General features: G+C 64.3%; 26 protein-coding genes, 1 tRNA gene and 1 pseudogene. 16 read left to right on the top strand and 12 right to left on the bottom strand.

Annotation, left to right across the window (positions count from 1 at the left end; genetic code table 11):
* Positions 1–476 precede the first annotated feature (476 nt).
* Together FXN65_RS06810 and FXN65_RS06815 are read left to right on the top strand one after the other, a co-directional pair.
* Positions 477–1487 (top strand): AraC family transcriptional regulator, encoded by a 1011-nt coding sequence (locus FXN65_RS06810; protein ID WP_178119276.1) that lies wholly within the window; start codon positions 477–479, stop codon positions 1485–1487.
* A gap of 108 nt (positions 1488–1595) precedes the next feature.
* Entirely contained in the window at positions 1596–2336 is a 741-nt protein-coding gene (locus FXN65_RS06815) for a DUF899 domain-containing protein (protein ID WP_151132327.1), read from the top strand.
* 203 nt (positions 2337–2539) lie between these two features.
* On the opposite strand, the gene FXN65_RS06820 is transcribed toward FXN65_RS06815, so the two are convergent.
* Positions 2540–5623 (bottom strand): efflux RND transporter permease subunit, encoded by a 3084-nt coding sequence (locus FXN65_RS06820; RefSeq protein ID WP_151132328.1) that lies wholly within the window; start codon positions 5621–5623, stop codon positions 2540–2542.
* A gap of 1 nt (position 5624) precedes the next feature.
* A complete protein-coding gene (locus FXN65_RS06825) occupies positions 5625–6722 on the bottom strand; it encodes an efflux RND transporter periplasmic adaptor subunit (RefSeq protein ID WP_151132329.1) in 1098 nt (365 codons plus the stop codon).
* Positions 6723–6865: 143 nt separating this feature from the next.
* Between FXN65_RS06825 and FXN65_RS27845 the strand changes: the two genes are divergently transcribed.
* Positions 6866–7006 carry a hypothetical protein gene (locus tag FXN65_RS27845; protein WP_178119277.1) on the top strand — a complete coding sequence of 47 codons (141 nt, stop codon included), beginning with the start codon at positions 6866–6868 and terminating at the stop codon, positions 7004–7006.
* On the top strand, positions 7003–8202 hold the full coding sequence (locus FXN65_RS06830) for a multidrug effflux MFS transporter (RefSeq protein WP_151132330.1): 1200 nt from the start codon (positions 7003–7005) through the stop codon (positions 8200–8202). Before FXN65_RS27845 ends, FXN65_RS06830 begins: the two co-directional genes overlap by 4 nt.
* A gap of 236 nt (positions 8203–8438) precedes the next feature.
* On the opposite strand, the gene FXN65_RS06835 is transcribed toward FXN65_RS06830, so the two are convergent.
* Complete coding sequence (locus FXN65_RS06835) at positions 8439–9311, bottom strand: WYL domain-containing protein (protein ID WP_151132331.1); 873 nt, start codon at positions 9309–9311, stop codon at positions 8439–8441.
* Positions 9312–9426: 115 nt separating this feature from the next.
* Between FXN65_RS06835 and FXN65_RS06840 the strand changes: the two genes are divergently transcribed.
* A complete protein-coding gene (locus FXN65_RS06840) occupies positions 9427–9663 on the top strand; it encodes a hypothetical protein (protein ID WP_151132332.1) in 237 nt (78 codons plus the stop codon).
* A 127-nt stretch (positions 9664–9790) separates the two neighbouring features.
* Here FXN65_RS06840 and FXN65_RS06845 read toward each other — a convergent pair whose 3' ends face one another.
* Both FXN65_RS06845 and FXN65_RS06850 read right to left on the bottom strand, forming a co-directional pair.
* Positions 9791–10426 (bottom strand): eCIS core domain-containing protein, encoded by a 636-nt coding sequence (locus FXN65_RS06845; protein ID WP_151132333.1) that lies wholly within the window; start codon positions 10424–10426, stop codon positions 9791–9793.
* A 97-nt stretch (positions 10427–10523) separates the two neighbouring features.
* Positions 10524–10970: pseudogene (locus FXN65_RS06850) on the bottom strand (MFS transporter); the annotation flags it as partial.
* 262 nt (positions 10971–11232) lie between these two features.
* Here FXN65_RS06850 and FXN65_RS06860 point away from each other — a divergent pair.
* Both FXN65_RS06860 and FXN65_RS06865 read left to right on the top strand, forming a co-directional pair.
* Positions 11233–11961 (top strand): substrate-binding periplasmic protein, encoded by a 729-nt coding sequence (locus FXN65_RS06860; protein ID WP_178119278.1) that lies wholly within the window; start codon positions 11233–11235, stop codon positions 11959–11961.
* Positions 11962–12113: 152 nt separating this feature from the next.
* The gene (locus FXN65_RS06865) at positions 12114–12530 is read left to right on the top strand and encodes a hypothetical protein (RefSeq protein ID WP_151132335.1); all 417 of its coding nucleotides are present in this window, start codon (positions 12114–12116) and stop codon (positions 12528–12530) included.
* Positions 12531–12693: 163 nt separating this feature from the next.
* Here FXN65_RS06865 and FXN65_RS06870 read toward each other — a convergent pair whose 3' ends face one another.
* The gene (locus FXN65_RS06870; protein ID WP_151132336.1) at positions 12694–13596 is read right to left on the bottom strand and encodes a LysR family transcriptional regulator; all 903 of its coding nucleotides are present in this window, start codon (positions 13594–13596) and stop codon (positions 12694–12696) included.
* A gap of 308 nt (positions 13597–13904) precedes the next feature.
* Between FXN65_RS06870 and FXN65_RS06875 the strand changes: the two genes are divergently transcribed.
* Positions 13905–15404, top strand: coding sequence for a purine-cytosine permease family protein (locus tag FXN65_RS06875; RefSeq protein WP_151132337.1), 1500 nt, complete (start codon positions 13905–13907; stop codon positions 15402–15404).
* Positions 15405–15429: 25 nt separating this feature from the next.
* Positions 15430–16272 carry a nitrilase family protein gene (locus FXN65_RS06880; protein WP_151132338.1) on the top strand — a complete coding sequence of 281 codons (843 nt, stop codon included), beginning with the start codon at positions 15430–15432 and terminating at the stop codon, positions 16270–16272.
* A gap of 85 nt (positions 16273–16357) precedes the next feature.
* Here FXN65_RS06880 and FXN65_RS06885 read toward each other — a convergent pair whose 3' ends face one another.
* Positions 16358–16663 carry a hypothetical protein gene (locus FXN65_RS06885; protein WP_151132339.1) on the bottom strand — a complete coding sequence of 102 codons (306 nt, stop codon included), beginning with the start codon at positions 16661–16663 and terminating at the stop codon, positions 16358–16360.
* A gap of 380 nt (positions 16664–17043) precedes the next feature.
* On the opposite strand from FXN65_RS06885, the gene FXN65_RS06890 reads away from it, so the two are divergent.
* Positions 17044–17379: a DUF2388 domain-containing protein gene (locus FXN65_RS06890; protein ID WP_151132340.1), complete on the top strand. Its 336-nt coding sequence runs from the start codon at positions 17044–17046 to the stop codon at positions 17377–17379.
* A gap of 454 nt (positions 17380–17833) precedes the next feature.
* Here the strand turns inward: FXN65_RS06890 and FXN65_RS06895 are convergent.
* The 4 genes from FXN65_RS06895 to FXN65_RS06910 all read right to left on the bottom strand — a co-directional run bounded on the left by FXN65_RS06895 (position 17834) and on the right by FXN65_RS06910 (position 20188).
* A tRNA-Gly gene (locus FXN65_RS06895) sits at positions 17834–17907 on the bottom strand.
* 97 nt (positions 17908–18004) lie between these two features.
* Positions 18005–18886, bottom strand: coding sequence for an alpha/beta fold hydrolase (locus FXN65_RS06900; protein ID WP_151132341.1), 882 nt, complete (start codon positions 18884–18886; stop codon positions 18005–18007).
* A 397-nt stretch (positions 18887–19283) separates the two neighbouring features.
* Entirely contained in the window at positions 19284–19976 is a 693-nt protein-coding gene (locus FXN65_RS06905) for a pseudouridine synthase (RefSeq protein ID WP_151132342.1), read from the bottom strand.
* Entirely contained in the window at positions 19976–20188 is a 213-nt protein-coding gene (locus FXN65_RS06910; protein ID WP_151132343.1) for a cysteine-rich CWC family protein, read from the bottom strand. Before FXN65_RS06910 ends, FXN65_RS06905 begins: the two co-directional genes overlap by 1 nt.
* Before the next feature lie 263 nt (positions 20189–20451).
* Between FXN65_RS06910 and pcsA the strand changes: the two genes are divergently transcribed.
* The 6 genes from pcsA (at position 20452) to FXN65_RS06940 (ending at position 25564) form a co-directional block, all read left to right on the top strand.
* On the top strand, positions 20452–21174 hold the full coding sequence (gene pcsA / locus FXN65_RS06915; protein WP_151132344.1) for a phosphatidylcholine synthase: 723 nt from the start codon (positions 20452–20454) through the stop codon (positions 21172–21174).
* 190 nt (positions 21175–21364) lie between these two features.
* On the top strand, positions 21365–21805 hold the full coding sequence (locus tag FXN65_RS06920) for a carboxymuconolactone decarboxylase family protein (protein ID WP_151132345.1): 441 nt from the start codon (positions 21365–21367) through the stop codon (positions 21803–21805).
* A 7-nt stretch (positions 21806–21812) separates the two neighbouring features.
* On the top strand, positions 21813–22229 hold the full coding sequence (locus FXN65_RS06925; protein ID WP_151132346.1) for a cupin domain-containing protein: 417 nt from the start codon (positions 21813–21815) through the stop codon (positions 22227–22229).
* Between the two features lie 238 nt (positions 22230–22467).
* On the top strand, positions 22468–22677 hold the full coding sequence (locus tag FXN65_RS06930) for a hypothetical protein (RefSeq protein WP_151132347.1): 210 nt from the start codon (positions 22468–22470) through the stop codon (positions 22675–22677).
* Between the two features lie 110 nt (positions 22678–22787).
* On the top strand, positions 22788–24152 hold the full coding sequence (locus tag FXN65_RS06935) for a glutamine synthetase family protein (protein ID WP_151132348.1): 1365 nt from the start codon (positions 22788–22790) through the stop codon (positions 24150–24152).
* 98 nt (positions 24153–24250) lie between these two features.
* Entirely contained in the window at positions 24251–25564 is a 1314-nt protein-coding gene (locus FXN65_RS06940) for an NAD(P)/FAD-dependent oxidoreductase (protein ID WP_151132349.1), read from the top strand.
* A 207-nt stretch (positions 25565–25771) separates the two neighbouring features.
* Here the strand turns inward: FXN65_RS06940 and FXN65_RS06945 are convergent, their stop codons facing one another.
* On the bottom strand, positions 25772–25951 hold the full coding sequence (locus FXN65_RS06945) for a PA3496 family putative envelope integrity protein (RefSeq protein WP_151132350.1): 180 nt from the start codon (positions 25949–25951) through the stop codon (positions 25772–25774).
* Positions 25952–26050: the final 99 nt, after the last annotated feature.

Below are 26050 nucleotides of genomic sequence, written 5' to 3' on the forward strand. Positions count from 1 at the left end.
TCTGTTGTCGCCACGCCACCCGAGGCCGCAGTAACGTTCTGCGATACGGGGTAACGCTTTTTCGCGTGGCTAGCAGAAGGGTGCCTGGCGCGCTATCCGGAAAGTTGGCGAAGACTGTCCGCCGGCTTCGGCGTCGGTGTCTTCGGGGCGGTGTCCGGTCAATGGCGGTAACACTGGTGATTCCCAAAGGCCATCGGTTCGCTCGCGAGGCGGGGGCAGGCCGTTTTCGGGGGCATCCGAAGCGTTTTTGCCACGCTGCGCCGTGGCGTGGCGGGGTGCTCCGTACTGGGGCGGCGAAACGCTCTGGAACAGGCCTGGCGGGCCTTCCAGGTGGGGCCGGTATCCGCGGATTTCGCCAATGCTATCCTTTTGTTTCGAATCGCGATGGACCGCAGGGGCGTGGCACGGAGCTTGCCTTGTCCATGCTGACGCGCCGCAGAGCGCGCATCTCCAGAAGCCGTTTTGGGTGCCGCGTGATGAGTACGAAGAACCATCAATTCCGAGACATTTCCGCCGATCGCTACGACCTCGCAGGGGCGCGCTCCTGGATGTCGAACATCTGCGGCCCGCACCACCTGAAGGCTGCGAAGCCCGAGCGGATCCAGTTCCACCACAGCGGCAACGTGCTGCCCTCGATGTCGACGACCCTCGGCTACGTCGAGTACGGCACCGACGTCACCATCGGCGTCGGCGACGAGATGAACCTCAACTGCTACAGCCTCAGCCTGCCGCTGGCCGGTGAACAGGAGCTGGTCAAGTCCGGTCATCTCCTGCGTTCGGATCGCGACTGGGGGGTGATCGTGTCGCCCCACGAGTACCAGGAACTCACCATCGCCGGTGACTGCCACAAGTTGCAGGTGGCCATTCCCCGCGCCGCCATGCAGCAGACCCTGGAGGACCTGCTGCAGCGCAGCGTGGAGACGCCGTTGAGTTTCCAGGCGGAGATGAACGCGGTAGAGGGCGCCGCGGCGTCCTGGTGGCGTATGGCGCGGCACCTGATCGACGAGCTGGAGCGCAGCCGTGACCTCTACGGCCAGCTGTTCTTTACCCGCGACCTGGAAAGCGCGCTGATCAAGGGGCTGATCCTGGCGCAGCCGAACAATTACTCGGAGGAATTGCGCGGACGGCTGGAGATCAAGTTGCCCCATTACCTGGTGCGGGCGCGAGACTTCATCCATGTCCATGCCCGCGAGGAAATCTGCCTGGAAGACATCGAGCGGGCCGCCGGCGTCTCGCGTTTCAAGCTGTTCGAGGGCTTCAAGCGATATTTCGGCCAATCGCCCATGGCCTACCTGAAGAAGCACCGCTTGACCGCCGTGCGCCAGGAACTGCTGGAAGACCGCAGTGCCCGGAATATCTCGGTGATCGCCATGGGCTGGGGGTTCAACCATCTCGGCCGCTTTGCCAGCGAATACCGCAAGCTGTTCGACGAAACCCCGAGCACGACCATCCAGCGCCTGGAGGAGCGGCGCGGGCGTTCCCTCTGAAGTACTGCCGCCGGTCGAGAATCGTGCGGGTGATTGTCGATCGGACCTGAAATCAGACGACTACCAGGGGCGAGTCCCTCATTTCCGTCTGGTTCAGGAGAGTGCGACATGAAAATCGACAAACACCCCGTGGTTTCCCGCGAAGCATGGCTGCACGCCCGCGAAGAGCTGTTGCGCAAGGAAAAGGCCTTCACCCGTGAGCGCGACCGGCTCAGCGCCGAGCGGCGGGCACTGCCCTGGGTACGTATCGAACAGGTCTACGCCTTCGAGGGGCCGGACGGTTGGCAAACCCTGGCCGACCTGTTCGACGGACGCAGCACCCTGGTCGTCTACCACTTCATGTTCGGCCCCAACTGGAAGGAAGGTTGCCCCGGCTGCTCCTTCCTCGCCGACCATATCGATGGGCCGAATCAGCACCTCAAGCACCACGATGTGACCCTGCTGTGCGTATCCCGGGCGCCCCTGCAGGCGTTCCAGGCCTTCCGCAAGCGCATGGGCTGGACGTTCAAGTGGGTGTCGTCCCAGGGCAGTTCCTTCAACGAGGACTTCGGCGTGGCCGCCCGGCCCGAGGACATCGCCGCCGGCACCGCCCGCTACAACTACGGCACCAGCAAGGACCCGGGCGAGGACATGCCGGGGCTCAGTGTGTTCTATCGCAACGAGCTGGGGGAGATTTTCCACACCTACTCAACCTACGCCCGTGGCCTGGACCTCCTGGTGGGCGCCTACAACTTCCTCGACCTGCTACCCAAGGGGCGGGACGAGCAGGAGATCATGGACTGGATGACCTACCACGACCGCTATGAGGATGAGCCCGCCAAGGCGGTGCATAGCTGCTGCGCGGAATAACGCGCTCCAGTGTCTTGCCCGGCCTGTGGGAGCGAATTCATTCGCGAATGAATTCGCTCCCACAGGGAGGTCGCGTCCAGTGCCGCGCTTGTGTTGCGGGGGGCGAATCACCTTCAGCGCCGCGCTCGACCGTTAAGGCACCGCTCTTTTTTGTAGGGCGATTTCATTCGCGAAGCAGGCCGAAGGTCTGCCCTGGGGGAATCTCAGAGGGCAACCACGTTGCCCTTGGCGAATGAGTTCGCCGCCACAGACCGCAATACCAGCGCGCACAGCGCCGGCAGGAACAACAGGGTCAGCACGGTTCCCACCAGCACGCCGCCGATCAGCACGTAGGCCAGGGATGACCAGAACACCGAGAAGGTCAGCGGGATGAAGGCCAGCGCGGCGGCCAGGGCGGTGAGCAGCACCGGGCGGGCGCGGCGTACCGTGGCTTCGATGATGGCTTCGCGCAGGGGGCGGCCGTGGGTCAGTTCCTGGTCGATCTGGTCGGTGAAGATCAGCGTGTTGCGCATCAGGATGCCGCCGATGCCGATCAGCGCGAGGATGGCGTTGAAGCCGAAGGGCTGGTTGAACAGCAGCAGTGCCGGCATGGCGCCGATCAGGCCCAGGGGCGCCGTGGCGAAGACCATGAACATCCGGCTGAACGACCGCACCTGGAACATGATCACCACCAGGGTCAGCAGGATCATCACCGGGAACAGCACCGCCAGTGCCTTGTTGGCCTTGGCGCTTTCTTCCACCGGGCCGCCGATGGTTACCTTGTAGCCGGCCGGCAACCGGGCGATCAGCGGCTGCAGGTCGGCGTATACGGCCTTTTCCACATCCGGCGGCTGGGTGCCCTTGATGATGTCGGCACGCACTTCGAAGGTCAGCTCGCGGTCGCGGCGCTTGAGGATGGGTTCTTCCATCAGTGGCTGGAAGCGGCCCACCTGTTCCAGCGGTACCGAGACGCCGGCGGCGTTGGTAATGGTCAGGCCCTCGATACCGCCGAGGTTTTCGCGCTGGGTGTTCTGCGCACGTACCGTCACGGCCACGGTGCGAGTGCCCTCGCGCACTTCGGTCACCGGGTTGCCGGTGAGCAGGGCGTTGAGCTGGCTTTTCACCTCGTTGGGGGTGAAGCCGAGCAGTCGCAGGCGATCCTGGTCCAGCACCAGGCGATAGGAGCTGCTGCGCTCACCCCAGTCGACGAAGGTGTCGCGGGTCATGGGGTTGGCGGCCACGACCTGGCGCACCTCTTCGCTGATCTGCCGCAACGGGTCGAGGTGGGGGCCGGATACGCGGAAAACCACCGGGAACGGCACCGGTGGGCCGAATACCAGCTGGGTGACGCGCACCCGTGCCGAGGGGAATTCGCCGGCGGCGATGCGCGCCTGCATGCGCTCGCGGAGGGCGTCGCGGGCCTTGGAGTCGGCGGTCTGCACGATGAGCTTGGCGAAGGCCGGGTCCGGCAGTTCGGGGTTCAGGGACAGGAAGAAGCGCGGTGCGCCGCCGCCCACATAGGCGTCCACCAGTTTGGTCTGGGGTTCTTCCAACAGGGCTCTTTCCACCTGTGCGACCACGGATTCGGTGGCCTTGAAGGCGCTGCCCGGCGGCATGTAGACCTCCACCAGCAGTTCGGAACGATCGGAGTTGGGGAAGAACTGCTTCTTCACGATGCCCATGCCCAGGCCGCTGGCGATGAAGGCTGTAACCACCAGGGCAGTGACGGTCTTGCGGTGGTTCACGCACCAGGTGACCAGGGCGCGCAGGCGCTGGTAGAGGCGGGTGGCGTAGAGCGCTTCATGGCCACCGGCGACGGGTTGGATCTTCGGCAGCAGCTTGACCCCCAGGTAGGGGGTGAAGAACACCGCCACCAGCCAGGACGCGAGGAGGGCGAAGCCGACGATCCAGAAGATGTTGCCGGCGTACTCGCCCGCGCCGGACTTGGCGAAGCCCACCGGCAGGAAGCCGATTACGGTCACCAGGGTGCCGGTGAGCATGGGCGCGGCGGTGGATGTCCAGGCGAAGGTGGCGGCCTGGATGCGGTCGAGGCCTTCCTCCAGCTTCACCACCATCATTTCGATGGCGATGATGGCATCGTCCACCAGCAGGCCCAGGGAAAGGATCAGCGCGCCGAGGGTGATGCGGTCGAACTCGCGCCCGGTCATCAGCATGATCACGAAGACGATGGACAGGGTCAGCGGCACGGCGGCGGCCACCACCAGGCCGACGCGGAAGCCCAGGGCCAGCAGGCTGATCAGCATCACCACGCCGAGGGCGACGAAGAACTTGAGCATGAACTCGTTCACCGCGATGCGGATCTTCTCGGCCTGGTCGGAGACCTTGTCGAACGTCACGCCCAGGGGCAGTCCGGCGTGGATGCGGTCTTCCTCGGCCTGCAGGGACTTGTCCAGTTCAAGGCCGTTGAAGTGCGGTTCCATGATCACGCCGAGCATCAGCGCCGGTTCGCCCTGGTGGCGGATGCGGTAGCTCGGCGGGTCCTCGTAGCCGCGCTTGACCGTGGCCACATCGGCGATGCGCAGCAGTTTGCCGCCCGCGTTGATCGGCACATTCTCGATCAGCTTCAGGCTGTCGAAGGCGCCATCCAGGCGGATGTAGGCGCGTGGGCCGCTGGTTTCGACGAAGCCGGCCGGCGCCACGCCGTTCTGCTTGCCCAGGGCTTCGAAGATCTGCTCGGGTTTCAGGCCGAGGGTGGCCAGGCGCTGGTAGGAGAACTCGACGAAGATGCGCTGGGCCTGTTCACCGAGGATGTTGACCTTCTTCACGCCGGGCAGGTTGAGCAGGCCCTGGCGCAGGTCTTCGGCCATCTGCACCAGTTGGCGGTGCGGCAGCTGTTGGGCCTCCAGCGCGTAAAGGGCGAAGTAGACGTCCGAGTATTCGTCGTTGAAGAAGGGGCCGACCACGCCTTGCGGCAGGCGCTTGGCCTCGTCTGAGAGCTTCTTGCGCGTCTGGTAGAAGAGTTCCTGGATGTCGCCGGGGCGGGTGGAGTCCATGTACTGCAGCTTCATCGAGACGAAGCCCGGTTGGGCGATGGTTTCCACCCGGTCGTAGAAGTCCAGTTCCTGCAGGCGTTTCTCCAGACGGTCCGCCACCTGTTCCTGCATCTCCCGCGCGGTAGCGCCCGGCCAGGCGGCGGTAATGGTCATGGTCTTGACCGTGAAGGACGGGTCTTCGGCACGGCCCAGCTTGTTGAAGGCGATGGCGCCGGCGACCAGCGTGGCGATGATCAGGAACAGGGTCACCGCCCGATTGCGCACCGCGAAGGCGGAAAGGTTGAAGCGGCTCATCTCAGTGCTCCAGGGCCAGCGACGGCGCCGGCAGTTCACGCACGCTGTCACCGGGGTTCAGCAGGTGGGCGCCGAGGGCGACGATGCGTTCGCCGGGCTGCACGCCACCTTCCAGAACTGCCTCTTCCTGCTCCAGTCGCACCACGCGTACCGCGCGCAGCTCCACTTTGCCGTCGGTCCGGATGACCCAGACGCCGGTGCCCTGGCCCTTGTCGTGCAACGCGCCAAGCGGCACGCGCACCAGTTGCTGGTGGGCGGCGCCATCCAGTTGCAGGGTGACGGTGGAACCGATGGCCAGGGCAGCGGAGTCGCCGCCCAGGGTGTAGCGCGCGCGGAAGGTGCGGGTGGTGGCATCCGCGGCGGCGGAGAGTTCGCGCAGGGTGGCCGGCACCGCGTCGGCCGAGGCGCCGTAGGGATAGGCGCGGGCCGGGTGGTTGGCCAGGGCGCGCTGGGTTTCCGGGATGTCGATCACCGCCTCGCGGGCGCCGTCATGGGCCAGGCTGGCGACGATCTGGCCTTCGGCGACCACCTGGCCGCGGTCCACCCGCACATCGGTGATCACGCCGTCGGCGTCGGCCTGGAGCGTGGAGTAGGTGCGGCGATTTTCCACCTGGGCGGCTTCCGACGTCGCGGCGGCCTGTTCGGCCTGGGCCACCCGCAGGCGGGTGTTGGCCTGATCGTAGATTTGGCGAGACACGGCGCCGGTACCCGACAGGCGACGATAGCGGGCTTCGTCGTCGCGTGCCTGGCGCAGTTCAGCCTCGGCGGCGGTGACGCGATTGCGCGCGGCGCGCAGGGCCAGTTCGAAGTCGGTGTTGTCCAGTACCAGCAGAACGTCGCCACGCTTGACCCGGGTGCCTGGGTCCACCTTGCGGGCGATGACCTTGCCGCCGACGCGAAAGCCCAGGTCGCTGGCGGTGCGCGCAGCCACCACGCCGGTGTAGAGCGCGTCCTGCTGGGATGCCGCCTGCACGTCCGTTGCGAGTACCGCCCGTGGCTGGGGTGCGCTGACCGAGGTGTCGGCCTGGCTGTTGCAGCCGCTCAAGGCCACCAGGGCAACAGGAATCAGGGCGAGAAGGGCAAGATGCGGACGATTCATGGAGCGATCCTCGGGTAGGGCGGCGACGGGGCGGAGTACCGCAGGTCGAAAATATGATATGCATAATCTAATTTCGTGTATATATGTCACTCGTCATTTAATTCGTCAGCCCGAGGGCGAAACGACCAACGGAGGTGCGTGCGATGAACCATGAACAACAAGCCGTGCAACGCGATGCGGGTTGCGACGTCCTGTCTGCCGCCAGCAATGACGACTGGCAAGCACTGGAATGGCAGCTGATGGCCCTGGCGCTGGAAGCCGAAGAAGAAGGAGTCCGTTCATGAACCCGTCGCGCCTGCTGTTGGTGATCCTCATGGTGCTGACCGCTCTTGGGGAAATCTCCACCCAACTGCTTATTCCCGCCCTCGGCAGGATCGAGCAGGGTCTGGGCGCGGTTCATGGCACCAGCCTTGCCGCGCTGTCCGGCTTCGTCGCCGCCTTCGGTATCGGGCAACTGCTGATGGGGCCGCTGTCCGACCGGGTCGGCCGCCGGCCGGTGCTGATTGGCGGTCTCACCCTCTATCTGGCCGCCACCGCCTGGATGCTCGTGGCCGACGACATGACCGGCTTCATCATCGGGCGCGTCGCCCAGGGCCTCGGCGCCTGCGCCGCGCTGGTGCTGGCGCGGGCCATCGTTCGCGATGTGTGGAAGGCCCAGGCCGCGCCGGCCCTGGCGCTGACCGTGATCGGCATGCTCAGCGCCATCGCCCTGGCGCCGATGATGGGCGGCCTGCTGACCCAGTGGGGCGGCTGGCACGCGCCCGTGCTGGCTTCGTTGACCATCGGCAGCGTCGCACTGTTGGCGGTGCTGGCTTTCTATCGTGAATCCAATCCCAGCCTCGACCCCAAGGCCGGCCATCCAGCGACCCTGGCGCGGGATTACTTCGACCTGCTCAGGCAGCGCTCCAGCCGCGCACTGGCCCTGACCCTCGCGGGCACCTACGGGGCGATGTTCGCTGTGGTGGCTGGCTCATCGGCTGTCTATATCGGCTTGCTGGGGCTGAACTCGGCGCAGTACGGCATGGTGTTCGGCGCCACCATCTCCGGCCTGATCGCCGGGGCGCTGTTCACCCAGCGCAAGATCATGCAACTGGGGCCGCAGCGCATCGTCGGCATTGGCATCAGCCTGGTGGCGACCGGCGCCACCCTCGCCGTGCTGGTGCATGCCACCCTCGGGCTGTCGGTGCTGGGGATTTCCCTGCCACAGGTGCTGGTCACCCTGGGCGGCGGCATGCTGATCCCGGCGTCGGTGGCTGGCGTGGTCATGCCCAATGCCCACCGTGCGGGGCTGGCAGCCGGTCTGATGGGCTTTTCGCAGATGCTCGGCGCCACCTGCAGCGGCCTGCTGCTGGGAGCCCTGCAGGATGGCACTGCCTGGCCGATGATCGGTCTGCAGGGCGTATTTGCCCTTAGCGCGTTCAGCCTGTTCAACCTGATGACCCGCAAGGCCCGGAGCGCTGCGGTTTCAACGGCGGGGTAGGGGGCGGAAACGCCTGCAGCGACGACGCGAAGCGGACGCAACCGGGAGGAGATGGCCAATTGCACCTTCCCAAAGAAGGCCGCCGAAGCTTCGCGATCACTCGCGGATGGGGAAGGTGCTGCGACGGCCAGAGGCCCTTCTCTTCGGGGCCTTGATGAAAGTCTAGTTCGTGGGGCCGCGGGACGAATGACGTGCTGCCCGATCCGGTCCCTTGCTCGATGGGATACGGCGGGCGATCAGCTGTACAGCCAGCGCTGAAGTTCCTCCAGGTTGGCCGCCACTATCTGCTGGGCCGCGGCCTTGGCCTGCACCTTGTTCTGGTCGATCTGATAGCGCTGCAGCACGTACTGCACCAGGGCGCCACGGGTATCCAGCACCAGACGGCCATCCTGCATGCCGTAGTCGACTTCGATCAGTGCCTTCTGCGTCGGCTTGAGGCGCGGGTCGGGTTCGATGACCACCTGGACCCGGGTGTTCCAGCCCTCGTCCTGTTCACGGCCGAAGTCCGAGGTATCCAGCAGCTCCGGCACGCCGCGCAGGCGGCTGAGAACGAAGTCGCGGTAGGCGCGGTTCTTCTCGCAATAGGCGCGCACGTGCCAGCGCATGCCGGTGTAGATCAGCGTATGCGGGGCGATCAGGCGGATCTCCGGGGCCGGGTTGGCCAGGGAGACGTACTCGGTTTCCAGGCGCAGCCCCTCGCGGCAGGCGCGCAGCAGCGGGCGCAGCACTTCCGGGCGCACCGAGCGGTCCGGCACCTTGAGCACTTCGGTGTGGGCATAGGCCAGGGCCAGGCCGTCGATATGCGGGGCGCGTTCGTGGTTCTGGTTGAGCAGGTGGAGATAGGCATCGGCGCTGTCGTCGATGAACAGCGGGCGGAACTGCTTGCTGGGGACGTAGCCCTTCAGGTGCTTGTCATATGTCAGGTTCCTGGGTGCATGTTCGCCGATGTAGGTGTTGATGTCCTTGGATGCCTGCTGGCGGCTGATGCCGAAACTCTGCATCAGGTGATTGGTGGTCAGGCGCCCTTCCCACCAGGCCACGGTCTCGATCACGCGGTAGCGCAGGGCCAGGTCCCAGCGCACGTGTTCGATCGACTGCTTGCGTTTCATGGCGTGCCTCCATCCGTGCCAATTGTTTACCTGTACACATCTACATTCTAGACCTGTCGTCTGACGCTACATATGTTTGCGGCGTCGGGCAAGACTGCCCATTCTGGAGTGGGGAATGAGTGCCATGGAACTGACCTGGGCCTTGCTCGGCGGTGCGATCCTGCTGATTGCGTTGCTGATGCTGGCCCTGTTCTGGCAGGAGCTGCGGGTGCGCTACTGCCAGGAGGCGCTGGCCGACATGGGGCGCCGATTGCAGGAACTGCAGGCTGCCAACGATACACTGCGCCTGGAGAACCGACGCTTGCAGGGTGCTGGCCAGCATCTGGCCCGGCCGGCCGGGACGGCGCGATAGCTGCGCCGGCTGCGGCAGCTGCGCCAGCGCTGGAAGCTGGACCAGCCGCTGCGCTGACCGGCGCGGGATCACCGTTGCGCGAAGCTCTGCCGGTGGGAGCGACTGCAGTCTCGATGGGAGGCCAGCCCTACTGCTGGCCTGCTGCCGACAGGCGCTGGTTTCCGCCACTCATCACCGTCGGCTTGAGCGCCCGCGCCACCTCGCCCTGGATCTTGTAGGCCGGGGCTTCCACCGCGTTGTAGTCGCGGGTGTAGCGCTTGGCGAAGTCCGCCACGCCCCATTCCAGGTATTGCTTCACGTGGTGCAGTTCGTGGGCCCAGAGGGCGACGTTGTTCTGCGCATCGTCTTCAGTGCGGAAGACGATCACGTCCACCAGGGTCACGGCCTCCACGTCGGGGTTCTGCATCAGGGTATTGGCGGCATTCGCTTGCTGGTCGACGCCCACCTTGTAGCGCGCCGTGTCCAGCACCTGCAGGTCGTAATACGGCTCCAGTTGCGCACGGATATGCAGTGGAATGGGATGCAGCAGGGTATCGGGCATGTTGTTGCGCGACTCCACGATCCACTGTTGCAGGCTGGTGGCGGCCACCTGGTTGACGCCCTCCAGCAGTGGCGCCATGTCTCCCGGGCTTCCCGGCGCGCAGAAGCAGGTCACCACGCAGACCTCCGATTGCCCGGCGGGGCAGGCGAGGGCGGCGGTGGAAGCGAAGGACAGGGCGAGAATGGTGGGGCGAAGTAGCGTACGAGGGGATACAGCGAACAAGGGGCCTCCCGGAGGCGCGGACTGCGCGCGCCATTATGGACAGCGGCGGCGGGGATTGGTTGCGCAACTCCCCGCCGGCCGTCGGCCGGGAACCGGCTCAGTCTTCGTCGTTCAGGTCGCTGACCTTGCGCAGGTCCGGCAGCAGGCAGACCGCGAGGGCCACGCCGCACATGATCGACACGTGGATATAAGAGTATTCCTCCACGCCCAGGCTCTTCAGGCCCAGGGCCACGTCCTGCGCAGAGCCGCCCTGGATGGCTCTGCCCACCGCGTAGGACAGACCGACGCCGAGGCCACGGATCTCCGGCGGGAACATTTCCGCCTTGACCAGCCCGCTGATGGAGGGGGCCAGGCTGACGATGGCCAGCGCGAGGATGATCAGCCCGAAGGCGGCAAACGGGGCTGCTGACGGCCTTCAACGCGGACAGGATCGGCAGGTGCAGAGCATGCCCAGGGCGCCGAAACAGAGCACCGAGGTCTTGCGCCCGATGCGGTCGGACATGGCGCCGAACAACGGCTGCAGGCACATGTACACGAACAGGGCTACGAGACCTTCGCCGCGATCTTCCAGCGCTGGCTGCCGGAGTCCGGCCTTCAGGCCGCCGACGCGCCGGAGTTCGAGCGCTATAGCGCCGATTTCGGCCCCATGACCGGCACCGGCCGGGTGGATATCCGGGGCCGTTGAAGGACTGAAAAGGGGGAAGACTGGCGACGCCCTGCCGGCCTACACTGGACGGCATTTTCGTCAGGCCCATTGCCCATCTATGCGGAACACGCAGGTATCTAGTCGTTGCCGAGCGTTGTGGATGGCCGCGTTGCTGTTTACCAGCGCGTGGCTGCCGCTCGGTCATGCCAGTCAGCCGGCGGAGTATCGCGTCGGGGTGGAGCAGGTGGACTACTACCCGATCTTCTCCGCCGCGCCGCCGGACTACCGATATCGTGGCTACGCCCGCGATCTGCTGGACCTCTTCGCCGAGCGGGAGCACCTGCACTTCACCTATGTGACGCTGCCCGTGCGGCGCCTGTTCCATGCCTACTGGTCGGGCCAACTCGATCTGGTTTTCCCCGACAACCCGCGCTGGGACGCTGCGCAGAAGCCGGCCGGCATCACTTATTCACAACCGGTGCTGCAGTTCCAGGATGTCATGCTGGTGCTGCCGGAGCGCAAGGGAGATCCGCGCGAGACGTTTCGCCTGCTGGGGTTCGTTCGCGGATTCACGCCGTGGAAATTCCGGGACGACATCGCCGCAGGACGGGTGACCATCAAGGAAGCGCCCAACCCCGAAGGCTTGATCCACATGGTACTGGCCGGCTACATCGATGCCGCCAACATGGCGCGGCAGGTGGCGCGCTTCCACCTCAAGAACCAGGGGCACGAGCAGGGCCTGGTGGTGGAGCCCGCCCTGCTGCCCATCAGCGACAGCTACTACCACCTCTCCAGCATCCGCCACCCGGAGCTGATCCAGCGCTTCAACGCCTTCCTGCAACGGGAACAGGCAGCGGTAGAGGCCCTGAAGGCCAAGTACGAGCTTTGAGTCGCGGGACAGCCCTGAGCGATAGGAAAACCAACCGAAGGTTGGCTTCTGGCGCCATGGCGGCGTTCTAGCTTCTACGCTGGCGAAATTGCTTTCGAGGGTTTTCGTCAACCGGCATCTTGGGACGTGCAGGACGAATAGGGAGACTCCAAATGATTGCAAGGCTGCTTGTGACGGTCGGCATTGTGTTCTACGCCGTTGTTGTACCAGTGCTGGAGATCAATCAGACCCATGTGTTCAACCCGGGCTGGGAGCCTCACGCGCGGCTCCATGAGGTCTGGCAACTGTTCACCAACACGGCGCTTGGCGCATTCAGCTTCTGGCTGGTCTGGTTCAGGGGCGATCTGCGCCTCTCCAGCCTCCTGACCCTGTTCGTGACCGGCGGCTTCCTGCTGGCTTACGGGCTACGGGCCTACTACGGTGGCTCCATGGTCCTTTCCGACGGGTCGGAGAAGATGATTCTGGGCGTCAATCTGGGGCTCTTCGCCTATGGCCTGGCCATCCTCCTGGCGGGTATCGCTGTTGCACTTGATCGGCGTGAACGTGCCGCGCGCCTGGCGATCGAGTGACACCCCCCGGGGGAAACATCCACCGGTATTCGCTCAGCGGTAGCGCCTGACCGCCTCCACCCTGGCTGCAATTGCGCCGTTGCAGCCAGGGCGATTTCCCCGTCGATGCGGCCTGAATACTCACTTTTCGCGGTGACAGTGAAGCGATGTGCAGGTGGGCCGCTCAGGCCACTTCGAACACCTCCATCAACTCCCCGAGAAAGGTGCTCACCAGTTCGCTCTGGCGGGTGGAGCGCCGCACCGCCGCGTGGAACTGCACCTCGTAGCTCAATTGCTGCGGGTTGAGCGCGCGCACCTGGTCCAGTTCAACATGGCGCGCCGCATAGTGTTGCGGCAGGAAGCCTAGGTGCTGGCCGGAGAGAATCAGCAGGGCGGCGCCGTCCATGCTGTCGGTGAGGGCGGTGAGGTGGTCGATGGCCGCGGGCGCCGGCATTTCCGGCAACGGGTGGCTTGGCCAGACCCATTCGTGCCCGGCCACCTCCGCGCTGTCCAGCGCTCCGGCCCTCGCGTAGAGCGGGTGCGAGGCGCTGCAATAGGCCATCTGGGTTTCGTTGAAGAGGGCGAAGTAGTCGAGGCTGTCGAGCCGTCGCCAGAAGTAGCCGATGGCGAGGTCCAGGTGGCCGTTCACCAGCTTCTCCTCGAGGAAGGACGACGACAGCTCGGTGAACTGGAAGTACAGGCCCTGGTTGCGCGCGCGCAGGCGGGCGATGGCCTGGGCAATCTTCTTGTTGGCCGTCGGGTCGATCTGCCCCAGCAGGCCGATGTTCAGGGTGCCGCTGAGGGTGCGGTTGATGCGTTGCACTTCCAGGCGGAAGCCTTCGGCGGCGGCCAGCAGGCGGCGCGCTGCCTCGACGAACTGGCTGCCCTTGGGCGTCAGCGCGAACCCGGCCCGGCCGCGCTGGCAAAGGCGAAAGCCCAGGCGCGTTTCCAGCGAGGCCAGTTGCGCGCTGATGGTGGGCTGAGAGGTGTTCAGCGCGGTCTGCGCCGCCGAAATCCCTCCTGCTTCGACGACGGCGAGAAAGACCCGGATCAAGCGGATATCCAGTTCGGATACGTTGCCCAGCATGGGACCTCCAGAAGTGCATTACATAGAGGCTGGTCTATGTGAACAGTTAGGCCTGGCTATTTTACGAGCCTGGCGGGGCGCCTAGATTGCCCTCTCAGCGACAGCTCGATGTCCGCCGGATGCGGGGAAGATCAGGGTCGCGGGCGCGCCATCATAGGGCGTCCCGGGTAGCGTTCGCCACAGGGCTCGGGCTGCGTTACCTCAGCCAACATAGATGAACCCGATGTATGGCACGGGGCCGTGCGCGGCCGCTGACAGCATCATCACAAGAACAACAGTTCGCTCGACCAGGAGCGAAGGAGCATCCCATGTCAGGGTCCACCCAGCCCGTGCACGCAGCCGAAACCGGCGGCGGTCTGGCCATCGAAGGCCACTCGATCGACTACATCCCCGAATCGGAACGCCACGCCCGGCTCGGCAGCCAGGGGCCGTTCTGGTTCCTCGGCAACTTCCACTTCTTCACCATTTCAATCGGCTTCGTCGGCCCCGCCCTCGGTCTGTCCGCCCTGTGGACAACCCTGGCCGGTGCACTGGGCATCATGTTCGGCACCCTGTTCATGGCCTTCCATGGTTCCCAGGGGCCGGAAATGGGATTGCCGCAGATGATCCAGTCCCGCGCGCAGTTCGGTTATCGCGGGGTGGTGCTGGCGCTGCTGGCGACCCTGTTCGTGTTCGTCGGCTTCAACGTGGTCAACGTCACGCTGATCATCGATGGCCTGAACAAGGTCTTCGGGATCGAACCGATCCCCGTGGCCTGTGGGGTGATCGCCGTTGGCGCGCTGCTGTCGATCTATGGCCATGACCTGATGCACAAGGCGTTCAAGTGGGCGCTGATGCTGACCCTGCCACTCTATGCGCTGGTGACCATCGCGCTGGCGTTCGGCGCCGGGCAGACCGAGGCCGCCGAGCCGGCCAGCCTCGGCTTCAGCTGGGTGGCCTTCGCCACGCAGTTCGCCATCGCCGCCAGCTACAACATCTCCTATGCGCCCTATGTATCCGACTACTCGCGCTACCTGCCGAAGCACACCAGTCGCGCGAAGCTGATTGCGGCCGTATTCCTCGGCGCTTCGCTCTCCGGCGGCTGGATGATCGGCCTCGGTGCCTGGCTGGCCCAGCTGCTTCAGGCCTCCGATGCGCTGGTGGCGCTGGACCGCGTGGGCAGTGCCCTCCTGCCGGGACTGGGCAATGTGCTGGTGCTGGTATCGGTGCTCGGCTTCCTGCCGGTGATCGCCCTCAACACCTACAGCGCCATGCTGACCCTGCTCACCGGGATCGATTCCGTTCGCCGCATCAACCCCACGCCGCGCGCCCGGGTGCTGTCCATCCTCGCCATCACCCTGGTACTGCTGGCCTGCGTGCTGTCCATTCGCGGCAACGGCATTTCCATCCTCAATACCTTCCTGGTGCTGATGCTCTACTTCCTGGTGCCCTGGACCGCCGTGAACCTGGTGGACTACTTCTTCGTGCGCAAGGGCCGCTACGCCATTCCCCACTTCTTCACGCCCAAGGGCATTTACGGCGCCTGGCAGCTGCGCGGCATCGTCGCCTACCTGGTGGGCTTCGCCTGCATGGTGCCGTTCTTCTTCATCTTCGATGCGGCGGCGGGGGAGGAAGTCTTCGTCGGCCCGATGGCACGCCTGCTGGACGGCGTGGACATCGCCTGGCTGGTGGGGCTTGTGGTTTCCGGGCTGACCTATTTCATTCTCAGCCGCTCGCTCGACCTGGAGGCCGAGCGACGCATCATCGACGCCATCAGCGAGCGCGACATCCTCGCCGTGGCCCGACCTGGCGCAAGCCAGGCGTCGTGAACCAGACAACAGGGAGTACCCACCCGTGAACGCATCCCGCACCATCGCCGTGGCCTGCTGCCAGCTGGCACCGAAAATCGGCGACCTCGCCCACAACCGCCGCATCACCGAGCGGGCCATCCGCGCGGCGGCGCTGCAGGGCGCGCGAGTCGTGGTGCTACCGGAGCTGGTGCAAAGCGGCTATGTCTTCCACAACCTCGGCGAAGCGTTGGCGCTTGCCGAGGCGGCCGACGGGCCGATCCTGCAACTTTGGCAGGCGCTGGCTGGCGAACTGGATATCGTCATCGTCGGCGGCTTCTGCGAGCGCCTGGAGGGTGAGCGAGTCGCCAACAGCGCCGCACTGGTGGATGCCTCGGGGGTGCGCGCGATCTATCGCAAGGCGCACCTGTGGGATGCCGAGAACGCCATCTTCACCGCCGGCAACGGGCAGCCGCCGGTGGTGGATACCGCTTTCGGGCGCATCGGCGTGATGGTCTGCTACGACCTGGAATTCCCGGAATGGGTGCGCCTGCCCGCCCTGGCTGGTGCCGACCTGCTGTGCGCGCCGGTCAACTGGCCGGACGGTCCGCGCCCCGCCATCGAGCGTCCGGCGGAGGTGGTGCGTGTGCAGGCCAACGCGGCGGTCAATCGACTGTTCATCGCGGCCTGTGACCGTCATGGCAACGAGCGCAGCGTGAACTGGGTACAGGGTTCGGTCATCGTCGACCCGGATGGCTACCCGTTGGCCGGACCGGCGGAGGAGGGCGGGGAGCAGATCCTGATCGCCACCCTGAAGCTGGACGAAGCCCGCAACAAACGCATCAGCCAGCACAACCACCTGCACGACGACCGGCGCCCGGAGCTCTACCGAGCCGGCGGGTTGCTGTAGGCGATAGCGAATGGGGCTCTACCGCTCCTCGAGGCGTCCAGTGGAAAAGCCCGCCGATCGGCGGGCTTTTCGTATCGGGGGAAACCTACTGGTCCTGGGCCACACGGGAAACCGAAGCCTGGGAGGGGCCTTCCAGCTCCCTGATGCAGAACAGCACCATGTGGAAATCGCTGCCCCATTCGGACTCGCAGCGGTTGCGAACCGGTCCGCTGTAGCCGGTAATCGCCTCGGCGGACCGGCGTTGTTCCTCCACGCAGTAGGCGCGCATGGCATCGCCACTCCATTTGCTCTGGCAGTGCGCTTGAATGGCCGATTCATCGGCCTGGGCAGAGGATAAATAGCCGGCCGCGATGGTCAGGGCGGCGGCGATCAGACACTTGTTGTTGGACATGGAAACGCTCTCTTCCTTCGAAATGTCGGCCCTCCCTGGCCCGCGGATTACAGAATGCAGTGACGTGAAACCGTGCGAGACAACGACTGACCGAACCCGCCGACACAGCAGGGGAGCAGTCTAGTACAGCGCTGCCTTCTTCCCAGGTTCATCGGCCATGGCCCGACACCCGGTACAGGGCACAACGTGGAAACGCGCGCATTCTTCCACGCAAGAAAGCAGGTTTCACCGAATCTGGATCAATGCTTTTGACGCGGCAGCGCTTGCCGCGACGAACGGGAAACGCAGCGCCTGGCCGGTTCGGAAAAATCTCTGGCAGGCGCCGGAACTCGTTGCACGGGCCGCACTCTGAGGGGGAACGCAAACACCAAGGAGTCACCATGCGTGTCCGCAATACCGCTGCCGCCCTCGCACTGATCGCTGTTCCCTTTGCGTCCGTCGTGGCCAAGCACGACCACGACGATCACGACGATCTGCTGCGCAATCTCATTTCCACCGGCGCTACCACCGCTTCCAGCTACATCACCAGTGGCGGCGACGACAAGCTCGTCGGCCCGGTCCAGGACGATGCCAGCAGCTTCATCGCCAGCGATGGCGCCATTCGCGGCCCGTACCTCGAAGCGGAACTGCAGCGCCTGCGCCAGCAGAACCCCGAACTCAAAGGCAGCAGCGACCTGGAACTGGCCAGCGCGATCCTGGCCGCCGAACCCCGCTGATCGAGCGCGGGTGCCGGCTTCGGTATCGAGGCAAGAAAAGGGGCGGACAGAATCCGCCCTTTTTTCCAGCCAATCACAGACGGCATTCGTTCCATCAGATGCGAGAAATCGCTGAGCGGCAGCCACGCCTTTCCCAGGGCTGTTGGAGTCGGGAGCTAAGAAACCTCAAGCAGAAGGCCGTGCATTTTCCTCTTGCGAGTCTCTTATTAACCCACTCCCGACAGAGCAGAGTTGCGGACGCGAGTAAGTCGCGAGCACAGAAAAGCCGCTGAGCTTTCGGGAGCGGTCAACCGCTGCTTGATAAGGCGTTTCATGGACGCCGACGAAAGAGGGTGTGGACGCCACCGGGAAGCGGCAATGACGTAGAAGTGTGGGATGGGGGAAACGGTCAGCCATATTGGCTGGCGCCAGAAACGAAAAAAGCCCGGAAAGCGGGCCTTGATCTGAAGAGTTCTGGAGCGGGCGAAGGGAATCGAACCCTCGTCATGAGCTTGGGAAGCTCAGGTAATGCCATTATACGACGCCCGCGAAGGGTGCCATTTTTACCAGAAGCGATCGGCAAGGTGAAGCCCGGGGCAGCCACAAGTTACTGAAAATACTTGCACCTGCCCGGGCGGCCACGCGTTCAAACGGCAACGGCCTGGTAGTCGGCAACCTGCGGGCGAGCAATGCCCCTGGTGGCCTTGGACTTGAGGAAGCCCAGCATTGCTTGCTGGGTTTGCAGCCAGCCTGCCTTGTGTTCGACGTCGACGAAGTGGCCGGCGTTGTCGATGGTGGCGAACTGGCAATCGCGCACGTGCTTGGCGAAGTGGCGGGCATCCTCGGCGGAGGTGTACTCGTCACGGTCGCCGTTGATGAACAGCAGCGGGATGTCCACGTCAGCCAGGCAATCCACGTAGCAGCGCGAATCCATGTTGAGTACCTGGCGGATGTGGAAGTGCATCTGCAGGTATTCGTGCTCGTCCAGGTTGGAGCAGTGCTTGTGGTTGAAGCGCTGGTACAGGCTCGGCAGGTGCTTGCCGATGGTGTTGTTCACCAGGCGGCCCACCGCGTCGCGGTCGATGGCGGCGAGGCAGTCCAGGCCACGGGTGAGGTAGTCCATCATCGGTTCGTTGAGGATGGGCGAGAAGGAGGTCACCACGGCCTTCTTGATGCGCGCCGGGCACTGGGCCAGGGCGAGCAGGGCGGAAACGCTGCCCCAGGAGAAGGACACCAGGTAGTCCACCCGGAAGTGCTCGATCAGGTGGAGGAGGATGTCGGCCTCGGTCTCCTTGCTGATGAAGCGGGTGTTGTCGTTATGCGGCTTGGACTGGCCGGCATAGGGCTCGTCGAAGAGCACCACGTTGAAGTGCGGTTGCAGGTATTTCACTGTCTGCGCGAAAGAGGCAGTCGTGGACAAGGAGCCGTTGACCAGAATGATGGTCTCCTTGGCCTCCGGGTTGCCGTAGAACTCCGTGTGAACCTTGTACTGGCTGTGAATCTCGACGATGGCGGTTTCCGGCCTCATGTCGTTTCCTCCTGGCGCAGATGGGTCATGCGGGCCCTCTCAACGGCTTGGCCCGCTCTAAGTCTTGGCAGTAGGAAAACGTCTTTCGATGACAATCGAATGTCAGACGGAAATTATTAAAATTATTTATATTTCAAGCGGTTAGGTCGAAAAAGACGGCGGGTTCCGACGCTTTCAAAGCACCGGAAGGAGTCTTCTAACCAGGCAGGGAACCTACGAGTGCAGAGCACAGGATGCCGCAGGGGACGCTTGGACGATCGTCGTGACTCTTTGGTCACGCTATGACCTTGGGTTCGATTTAAGCAGGGCCTCTTTACCCCTGCAAGCTCATTGAAAGGAAAAATTCTTGCAGTTCGTCGGGTTATTCACTTCCCGATGTGACTCGGTGAGTACCTAGCTAAAAGCAGGCCACTTCTTCAGCGGTGAGCGACCGGTAGTCGCCCGGTTGCATGTCCGGGTCCAGTCGCAGCGGGCCGACGCTCTCGCGGTGCAGGCGCACGACGCGGTTGCGGAAGTGGCCGAACATGCGTTTCACCTGGTGATAGCGGCCCTCGTGCAGGGTCAGGCGGGCGGCGCGGGTGTCGAGGATTTCCAGCTGGGCGGGAAGGGTGGTGAGGTTCTCGAAGGCGAAATACAGCCCCTGGGCGAAGGTCCCGATGTACGCGGCTTCGATGGGTTGCTCGGTTTCCACATAGTAGACCTTGGGCTGCTTGCTGCCGGGCAGGGTGAGCCGGCGTGACCAGTGCCCGTCGTTGGTGATCAGCAGCAGTCCGGTCGTGGTGAGGTCCAGGCGCCCGCCCAGGTGCAGCTCGTGCTTGTCGGGCTCGTCCAGTAGGTCGAGCACGGTGGGATGCTCCGGGTGCTCGGTGGCGCTGACGTAACCGGAGGGCTTGTAGAGCATGAAGTAGCGAGCGGGTTTGCCGGGTTGGAGCACGCGCTCGTCCAGTTCCACACGGCTGAATTCGCGGATTTCGACGCGGCCGTCGCTGACCGCTTGCCCATCCACCCGGATCCGGCCGGCGGCCAGCAGCAGGCGCGCGTCGAGGCGGTTGAACTCGGCGAGATTGCTCAAGAATCGATCAAGGCGCATCAGCTTGGTGCATCGGGTGGCAGTGCCTGTGCGCAGCGGGGGCAGAGGCAGGCGCGGTCAATGTCCTGCGGGGGGACGCGTTCGAGCGCGACGGGGTCGATCTTGGTTGTGAAGCACCAGCATGCCTCTCCGGTGCGCGCGGGATCGGCCTGGGTACACTGGTTGCTCTGGCCGCAAAGCGGGCAGCGGGTGGGATCGGACGGGGGGCTCATGAAGGCGATTCGCGCTGGAAAGGGCGCAAGGGTGCAACCTTGCGCGCCTGGCTGCAAGCCCGTGCCGATGGGCGCCGTTTCCCGATGATCGTGCAGTGTTGGACGTTGCCGTCCGGCACGGATGACCTAGGCTCGAATATGCAAGGTGAAGATGTCTGAAAGCGACATGGCCGGATTCACAAAAGTCTGAAGGCCCTGAAGAAGCTGACGCATAATCGCGGTCTATCGATTTTGTCACCCACCATTCTGAGCAGAGCTGCCTCGTGTCCACCAACATCACTGTCGTCAACAAAGCCAAGGCCTGGTCCGCTCACGGTGTCACCGCCACCGGCGTCGTGCTGGCCCTGATGGCCATTCTCGCCCTGTTCGACAACCAACCCCGCGACTGCCTGCTCTGGCTCGGTGCGGCCCTGCTGGTCGACGGCCTCGATGGCACGCTCGCGCGCCGCGTGCAGACCAGCACCATGCTGCCGAACTTCGATGGCTCCACGCTGGACCTGGTGATCGACTACCTCACCTACGTGTTCATCCCGGCGATCTTCATCTACCGCTACATCGACCTGCCGGACCACACGGCGCTGGTGGCGGTGAGCCTGATCCTGGTGTCGTCGCTGTTCTGTTTCTGCAACCTGAACATGAAGAGCAGCGACAACTATTTCGTCGGCTTCCCCGCAGCCTGGAACGTGGTAGCGCTGTACGTCTGGATCATCGACCCGCCGGCGGTGGTGAGCCTGCTGCTGATCTGCGTGCTCGCCGCACTGACCCTGACCAAGCTGAAATTCCTCCACCCGTTCCGTGTACGCAGGCTGATGCCGCTGAACATCGTGGTCACCTTCGTGTGGATGATCAGCAGCATGCTCCTCATCCTCCAGCACCCCTTCTACAAGTCGCTGGTGCTGGGCATCTGGTGGCTGGCGTCGGCTTATTTCGTCGGCATCTGCCTGTGGCGCAGCCTGTTGGACTGGACCCACAAACTGAAGGCCTGAGCGCTCGTTTTTCCTTTTGCTTTTTGTGGGAGCGAATTCATTCGCGAATGAATTCGCTCCCACAGTCCGATCCCCCGCCCAGGTTCCGCTCACCTGATTGGCCACCTGGTATTCGGAGTAATTGGCCGTAGGTAGAAAGCCGCGCCGGCAGTAGCGTGGAGGCATCCCTTCCCACCCTGAGGATGCCCCGATGACCCCACGCCTGGATTTCTACACCGCCTCTCCCGATGCCCTCAAGGCGATGCTCGCCCTGGACGCCGCGGTGAGCAAACTTCCGCTGGAAAAGCCGCTGATCGAGCTGGTGAAGCTGCGTGCATCGCAGCTCAACGGCTGCGCCTTCTGCGTCGACCTGCACAGCACGGACGCCCGCAAGCGCGGAGAAACCGAACGCCGTCTTTACGCGGTGGCCGTCTGGCGCGAGAGCCCCTTCTTCACCCCGCGCGAGCGTGCCGCGCTGGCCTGGACCGAAGCCCTGACGCGCCTTTCTGAAACCCACGCACCAGACGAGGACTATGCCCAACTCGCTGAGGAATTCAGCGAGCGCGAGCGCGTGGACCTGACCCTGGCCATCAGCACCATCAATTCCTGGAACCGGCTGGCAGTCGGCTTCCGCAAGATCCCGAGCGAGTGAGGCCGTCATGCGCAATCTGAAAACCCTGGGCGCCCTGGCTGCCGGCCTGGCGCTGTTGAACCTTCCGCTGGCCTATGCCCATGAGAGCGCTGGGCAGGAAGAGGTCACCGTGCTCCAGCAGCACAAGCTCCTCAATGCGCCGGGCAAGGAAGCCATGCTGCTCACTGTCACTTATGCGCCGGGGCAGGCGTCCGACGCCCATGTCCATCCGGGATCGGTGCTTGCCTATGTGACTGAAGGGGAGGTGATCTCCCAGCTCAAGGGTGAACAGCCCAGGCGCTACAAGGCTGGCGAAAGCTGGTACGAGCCGGCCGGAAGCGCCCATCTGCAATCGCGCAACGCCAGTGATTCCAAGCCGGCGAAGTTGGTGGTGTGGATATTGAACGAGGAAAAGGCGCCGCTGCTGGAGCCTTACAAACAGTGAGCTGAGAAGGGCATCCGCCTCTGCGCTGGCAGATGTTCGTATCCCGCTTCAGCTCAACGGCATCAGGCGTGAACCACCCCTCTCCCGCCAATGGGAGAGGGGGCGACGACGGGGCAAAGGACTCAATTCGATGCGCAATGTTTAGTAATGGCTTAACCAAAGATAGAAAAACCTGAATTTTATTGACCCTTCTCGCCGTGCGAGCCTCCAGCGCATTCCAATAACACGGCTTTCCCTCATGGGTTGTCCCACTCCGCACCAATCGCTGCTGGCCGCCTTGCCCCTCGGGCTGGTTCGCGCCGCGCGCCGTGCTCCCGGAGTCGCACCCACGGTCCAGTTCTCCCGCAAGTGGGCCATCCATCTCCTGATCTCCCTGCCGCTCGAACTCGCCTTCTGGGCGCTCTGGCATTGCCGTCACGCTCGTCCGCCGGATAGCGCACGCGTCTGACTGCCAGGCCGCCACCGTTGTGGCCAACCTCACCCAGAACGAGAAATTCGACCCTTGCCGCGAACGGCGAGGGCCTGTTTGCGTGCCCCAAGGGCACTAAAGAGAGCGCCATGAAATTTGCCAGCGTGCAGGAAGCCCGGGATTTCCTCGAGCAGAACCCGGACATCGACGCCTTCGAACTCTTCATCCTCGACGCCAACGGCGTTCCGCGCGGCAAGCTGCTGCACCGCGACGAATTGCTGGCCGCATACGAGAGCGGCCGGCCGCTGCCCAGTACCATCCTCGGCCTGACCGTGCACGGCGAGGATGTGGATAACTCCGGCCTGGTCTGGGACGTGGGCGACATCGATTGCCGCGCCTATCCGCTGGCCGGCAGCCTGGTGCGCCTGCCCTGGCGCAAGATGCCCACCGCCGCCGTGCAGGTCTGCATGCACCCGCGGGAAGGCATGCCCGCCGCCATTGCCGATCCGCGCCATGTGCTGGTGGAGGTGATCGATCGCCTCAAGGCCGACGGCTACCACCCGGTGATGGCCTGCGAGCTGGAGTTCTACCTGCTGGACCAGAAGCGTGATGCCGACGGCCGTCCGCAGCCGGCGCTGGACGCTGATGGTCACCGCCCGCGCGGCACCCAGGTGTACGGCCTGCGCGAGCTGGAGCAGATCGAGCCGTTCCTCGCCGATCTGTACGCGGCCTGCAAGGCCCAGGGCATTCCAGCACGCACGGCCATTTCCGAGTACGCGCCGGGCCAGGTGGAAATCACCCTGGAACACGGCGATGCGCTGGAAGCCATGGACCAGGCCGTGCGCTACAAGCGCCTGGTCAAGGGCGTGGCCCACGCCCACGGCATGCAGGCCTGCTTCATGGCCAAGCCCTTCGCCGAAATCGCCGGCACCGGCATGCACATGCATGTGAGCCTGGCCGATGCCGAGGGCCGCAACCTCTTCGCCAGCGACGACCCGGCCGGTACGCCGCTGCTGCGCCAGGCCGTGGGCGGCATGCTCAAGAGCCTGCTGGATTCGCTGCTGCTGTTCTGCCCCAACGCCAACTCCTATCGCCGTTTCCAGGCCAACAGCTACGCCCCCCTCGCTCCGACCTGGGGTGTGGATAACCGTACCGTCAGCCTGCGCGTACCAGGCGGCCCGGCCAACACCCGGCATATCGAGCACCGCATCTGCGGCGCCGACGCCAACCCCTATCTTGCTGCCGCGGCGATCCTCGCCGGTATCCATCATGGCATCCGTGAGGACATCGACCCGGGCAACCCTGTGGAAGGCAACGGCTACGCCCAGGCCAAGGAGCTGCTGCCCACCGACTGGCTGACGTCGCTGCGCGCGCTGGAACAGTCCAGCTGGGCTCGCGATGCGTTCGGCACGGAATTCCTCGGCGTCTACCTCGCCGTGAAACGCGCCGAATACCGCCAGTTCATGTCCGAGGTCGGCGAGCAGGACTGGCGCTGGTACCTGAACCAGGCGTGAGTCCGCGCACGACTGCCTGTTTTTGTTTGTGGGAGCGAACTCATTCGCGAATCGCTCTCCGGAATTGAAGGCCCCAGTGGCCAAGAAGGATTCACCCCATGACCGCTGCAATCAAACACCCACTGCCCGCTGCCGAACGCGCGCCCTCCTACTACTCTGCGACCCTCAATGAGGAAACCGCCTATCCCACCCTCGAAGGCGAGGTGAATGTCGATATCGCCATCATCGGCGGCGGCTTCACCGGCGTCGCCACCGCAGTGGAAATGGCCGAGCGCGGCTACAAGGTGGCACTGGTGGAGACCCACAAGATCGGTTGGGGAGCCACCGGCCGCAACGGTGGCCAGGTGACCGGCAGCCTGTCGGGCGACGCCGCCATGCGCAAGCAGATGAGCCGCTTCCTGGGCGAGGGCGTGGATGACTTCATCTGGTACCTGCGCTGGCGTGGCCACGAGATCATCAAGAGCCGCGTGGAGAAGTACGGCATCCAGTGCGACCTCAAGCATGGTCACCTGCACGCGGCGATGAAGGCCTCGCACATGGACGAGCTGAAGGCTTCCTATGAGGAAGCGGTGCGTCGTGGCATGGCCGATGACGTAACGCTGCTGGACGCCGCCGGTGTGCGCGAGCACCTGGATTCCGACCTCTACGTCGGCGCCATCAAGAACACCCGCAACATGCACCTGCACCCGCTCAACCTGTGCATCGGCGAAGCCAAGGCCGCCGCCAGCCTGGGCGCGCTGATCTTCGAGCACTCCGAAGTGCAGGACATCATCCACGGCGATCGCCCGGCGGTGATCACCACTCGCGGCCGAATCAACGCCCAGCAAGTGCTGCTGGCCGGCGACGTCTATCACAAGCTGGAGCGCAAGAAGCTCAAGGGCATGATCTTCCCGGCCATGGGCGGCATCGTCACCACCAGGCCCCTGGGCGACCTGGCCAGGCAGATCAACCCCCAGGACCTGGCCGTCTACGACTGCCGCTTCGTGCTCGACTACTACCGCATGACCGCCGACGGACGTCTGCTGTTCGGCGGCGGTGCCAACTACTCCGGACGTGATTCCCGGGACATCGAGGCGGAGCTGCGGCCCTGCATCGAGCGCACCTTCCCGAAACTCAAGGGCGTGGAGATCGACTTCAAGTGGAGTTGCGCCATGGGCATCGTCATCAACCGCATCCCGCAGCTTGGCAAGCTGTCGAAGAACGTCTGGTACTGCCAGGGCTATTCCGGCCACGGCGTGGCGACCACCCACATCATGGGCGAGGTCATGGCCAACGCCATGAGCGGCAGCCTGGAGAAGTTCGACACCTTCGCCCAGTGCCAGCACATCCGCGTACCGTTGAGCGAGCGCCTGGGCAACCACATGCTGGCGATGGGCATGTGGTACTACCAGATGATGGAAAAGTTGCGCTGACCGATTTGTTGTGCGTCTTCGAGCCGGCCTTGCGCCGGCTTCTTTTTGCCCGCTGTTTGTGGGAGCGATTTCAATCGCGATCAGGTGGTGCCTGCTGTGTGGCAGTGGAGCGTTGCGCGGGTATTCGCGAATCAATTCGCTCCCACAAAGACCTCTGCACAAAAACAAAAAGCCCCGCAACTGCGGGGCTTCTGGGCAAGGCGTCGATTACAGGTCGAAGTCGTAATCGGAAAGCTGCTTCTGCAAACGCCGTTCTTCGAGGTAGTTGTCGATGATGCGGCGCTTGGTCAGGTTGGTCTTGGCGGCTTCTGCCGGGGCTTCCGATTCTTCGGCATCCTCGGAAACGAATTCTTCTTCGAGCTCGATATCGTCTTTGGCTGTGCTCATAGGGTCACTCCACAAAGCGGGGCGCTATTGGCGCACCTTATAACCACAAAGCCAGGGTCGGTAAAAAAGATTTTTTCAATCGGATACTTGACTGAATTA

Origin of the sequence: Pseudomonas lalkuanensis (assembly GCF_008807375.1) — a bacterium.
GTDB classification, from domain to species: Bacteria; Pseudomonadota; Gammaproteobacteria; order Pseudomonadales; family Pseudomonadaceae; genus Metapseudomonas; species Metapseudomonas lalkuanensis.

What these genes read in the sequence shown, in the direction of transcription:
- FXN65_RS06925 (WP_151132346.1), top strand. Translation starts at nt 21,813, where the DNA reads ATGCGCAATCTGAAAACCCTGGGCGCCCTGGCTGCCGGCCTGGCGCTG.
- FXN65_RS06875 (WP_151132337.1), top strand. Translation starts at nt 13,905, where the DNA reads ATGTCAGGGTCCACCCAGCCCGTGCACGCAGCCGAAACCGGCGGCGGT.
- FXN65_RS27845 (WP_178119277.1), top strand. Translation starts at nt 6,866, where the DNA reads ATGAACCATGAACAACAAGCCGTGCAACGCGATGCGGGTTGCGACGTC.
- FXN65_RS06865 (WP_151132335.1), top strand. Translation starts at nt 12,114, where the DNA reads ATGATTGCAAGGCTGCTTGTGACGGTCGGCATTGTGTTCTACGCCGTT.
- FXN65_RS06815 (WP_151132327.1), top strand. Translation starts at nt 1,596, where the DNA reads ATGAAAATCGACAAACACCCCGTGGTTTCCCGCGAAGCATGGCTGCAC.
- FXN65_RS06945 (WP_151132350.1), bottom strand. Translation starts at nt 25,951, where the DNA reads ATGAGCACAGCCAAAGACGATATCGAGCTCGAAGAAGAATTCGTTTCC.
- FXN65_RS06920 (WP_151132345.1), top strand. Translation starts at nt 21,365, where the DNA reads ATGACCCCACGCCTGGATTTCTACACCGCCTCTCCCGATGCCCTCAAG.
- FXN65_RS06820 (WP_151132328.1), bottom strand. Translation starts at nt 5,623, where the DNA reads ATGAGCCGCTTCAACCTTTCCGCCTTCGCGGTGCGCAATCGGGCGGTG.
- FXN65_RS06940 (WP_151132349.1), top strand. Translation starts at nt 24,251, where the DNA reads ATGACCGCTGCAATCAAACACCCACTGCCCGCTGCCGAACGCGCGCCC.
- FXN65_RS06910 (WP_151132343.1), bottom strand. Translation starts at nt 20,188, where the DNA reads ATGAGCCCCCCGTCCGATCCCACCCGCTGCCCGCTTTGCGGCCAGAGC.
- FXN65_RS06890 (WP_151132340.1), top strand. Translation starts at nt 17,044, where the DNA reads ATGCGTGTCCGCAATACCGCTGCCGCCCTCGCACTGATCGCTGTTCCC.
- FXN65_RS06825 (WP_151132329.1), bottom strand. Translation starts at nt 6,722, where the DNA reads ATGAATCGTCCGCATCTTGCCCTTCTCGCCCTGATTCCTGTTGCCCTG.
- FXN65_RS06885 (WP_151132339.1), bottom strand. Translation starts at nt 16,663, where the DNA reads ATGTCCAACAACAAGTGTCTGATCGCCGCCGCCCTGACCATCGCGGCC.
- FXN65_RS06835 (WP_151132331.1), bottom strand. Translation starts at nt 9,311, where the DNA reads ATGAAACGCAAGCAGTCGATCGAACACGTGCGCTGGGACCTGGCCCTG.
- FXN65_RS06830 (WP_151132330.1), top strand. Translation starts at nt 7,003, where the DNA reads ATGAACCCGTCGCGCCTGCTGTTGGTGATCCTCATGGTGCTGACCGCT.
- FXN65_RS06935 (WP_151132348.1), top strand. Translation starts at nt 22,788, where the DNA reads ATGAAATTTGCCAGCGTGCAGGAAGCCCGGGATTTCCTCGAGCAGAAC.
- FXN65_RS06860 (WP_178119278.1), top strand. Translation starts at nt 11,233, where the DNA reads ATGGCCGCGTTGCTGTTTACCAGCGCGTGGCTGCCGCTCGGTCATGCC.
- FXN65_RS06870 (WP_151132336.1), bottom strand. Translation starts at nt 13,596, where the DNA reads ATGCTGGGCAACGTATCCGAACTGGATATCCGCTTGATCCGGGTCTTT.
- FXN65_RS06930 (WP_151132347.1), top strand. Translation starts at nt 22,468, where the DNA reads ATGGGTTGTCCCACTCCGCACCAATCGCTGCTGGCCGCCTTGCCCCTC.
- FXN65_RS06900 (WP_151132341.1), bottom strand. Translation starts at nt 18,886, where the DNA reads ATGAGGCCGGAAACCGCCATCGTCGAGATTCACAGCCAGTACAAGGTT.
- FXN65_RS06810 (WP_178119276.1), top strand. Translation starts at nt 477, where the DNA reads ATGAGTACGAAGAACCATCAATTCCGAGACATTTCCGCCGATCGCTAC.
- FXN65_RS06905 (WP_151132342.1), bottom strand. Translation starts at nt 19,976, where the DNA reads ATGCGCCTTGATCGATTCTTGAGCAATCTCGCCGAGTTCAACCGCCTC.
- FXN65_RS06840 (WP_151132332.1), top strand. Translation starts at nt 9,427, where the DNA reads ATGAGTGCCATGGAACTGACCTGGGCCTTGCTCGGCGGTGCGATCCTG.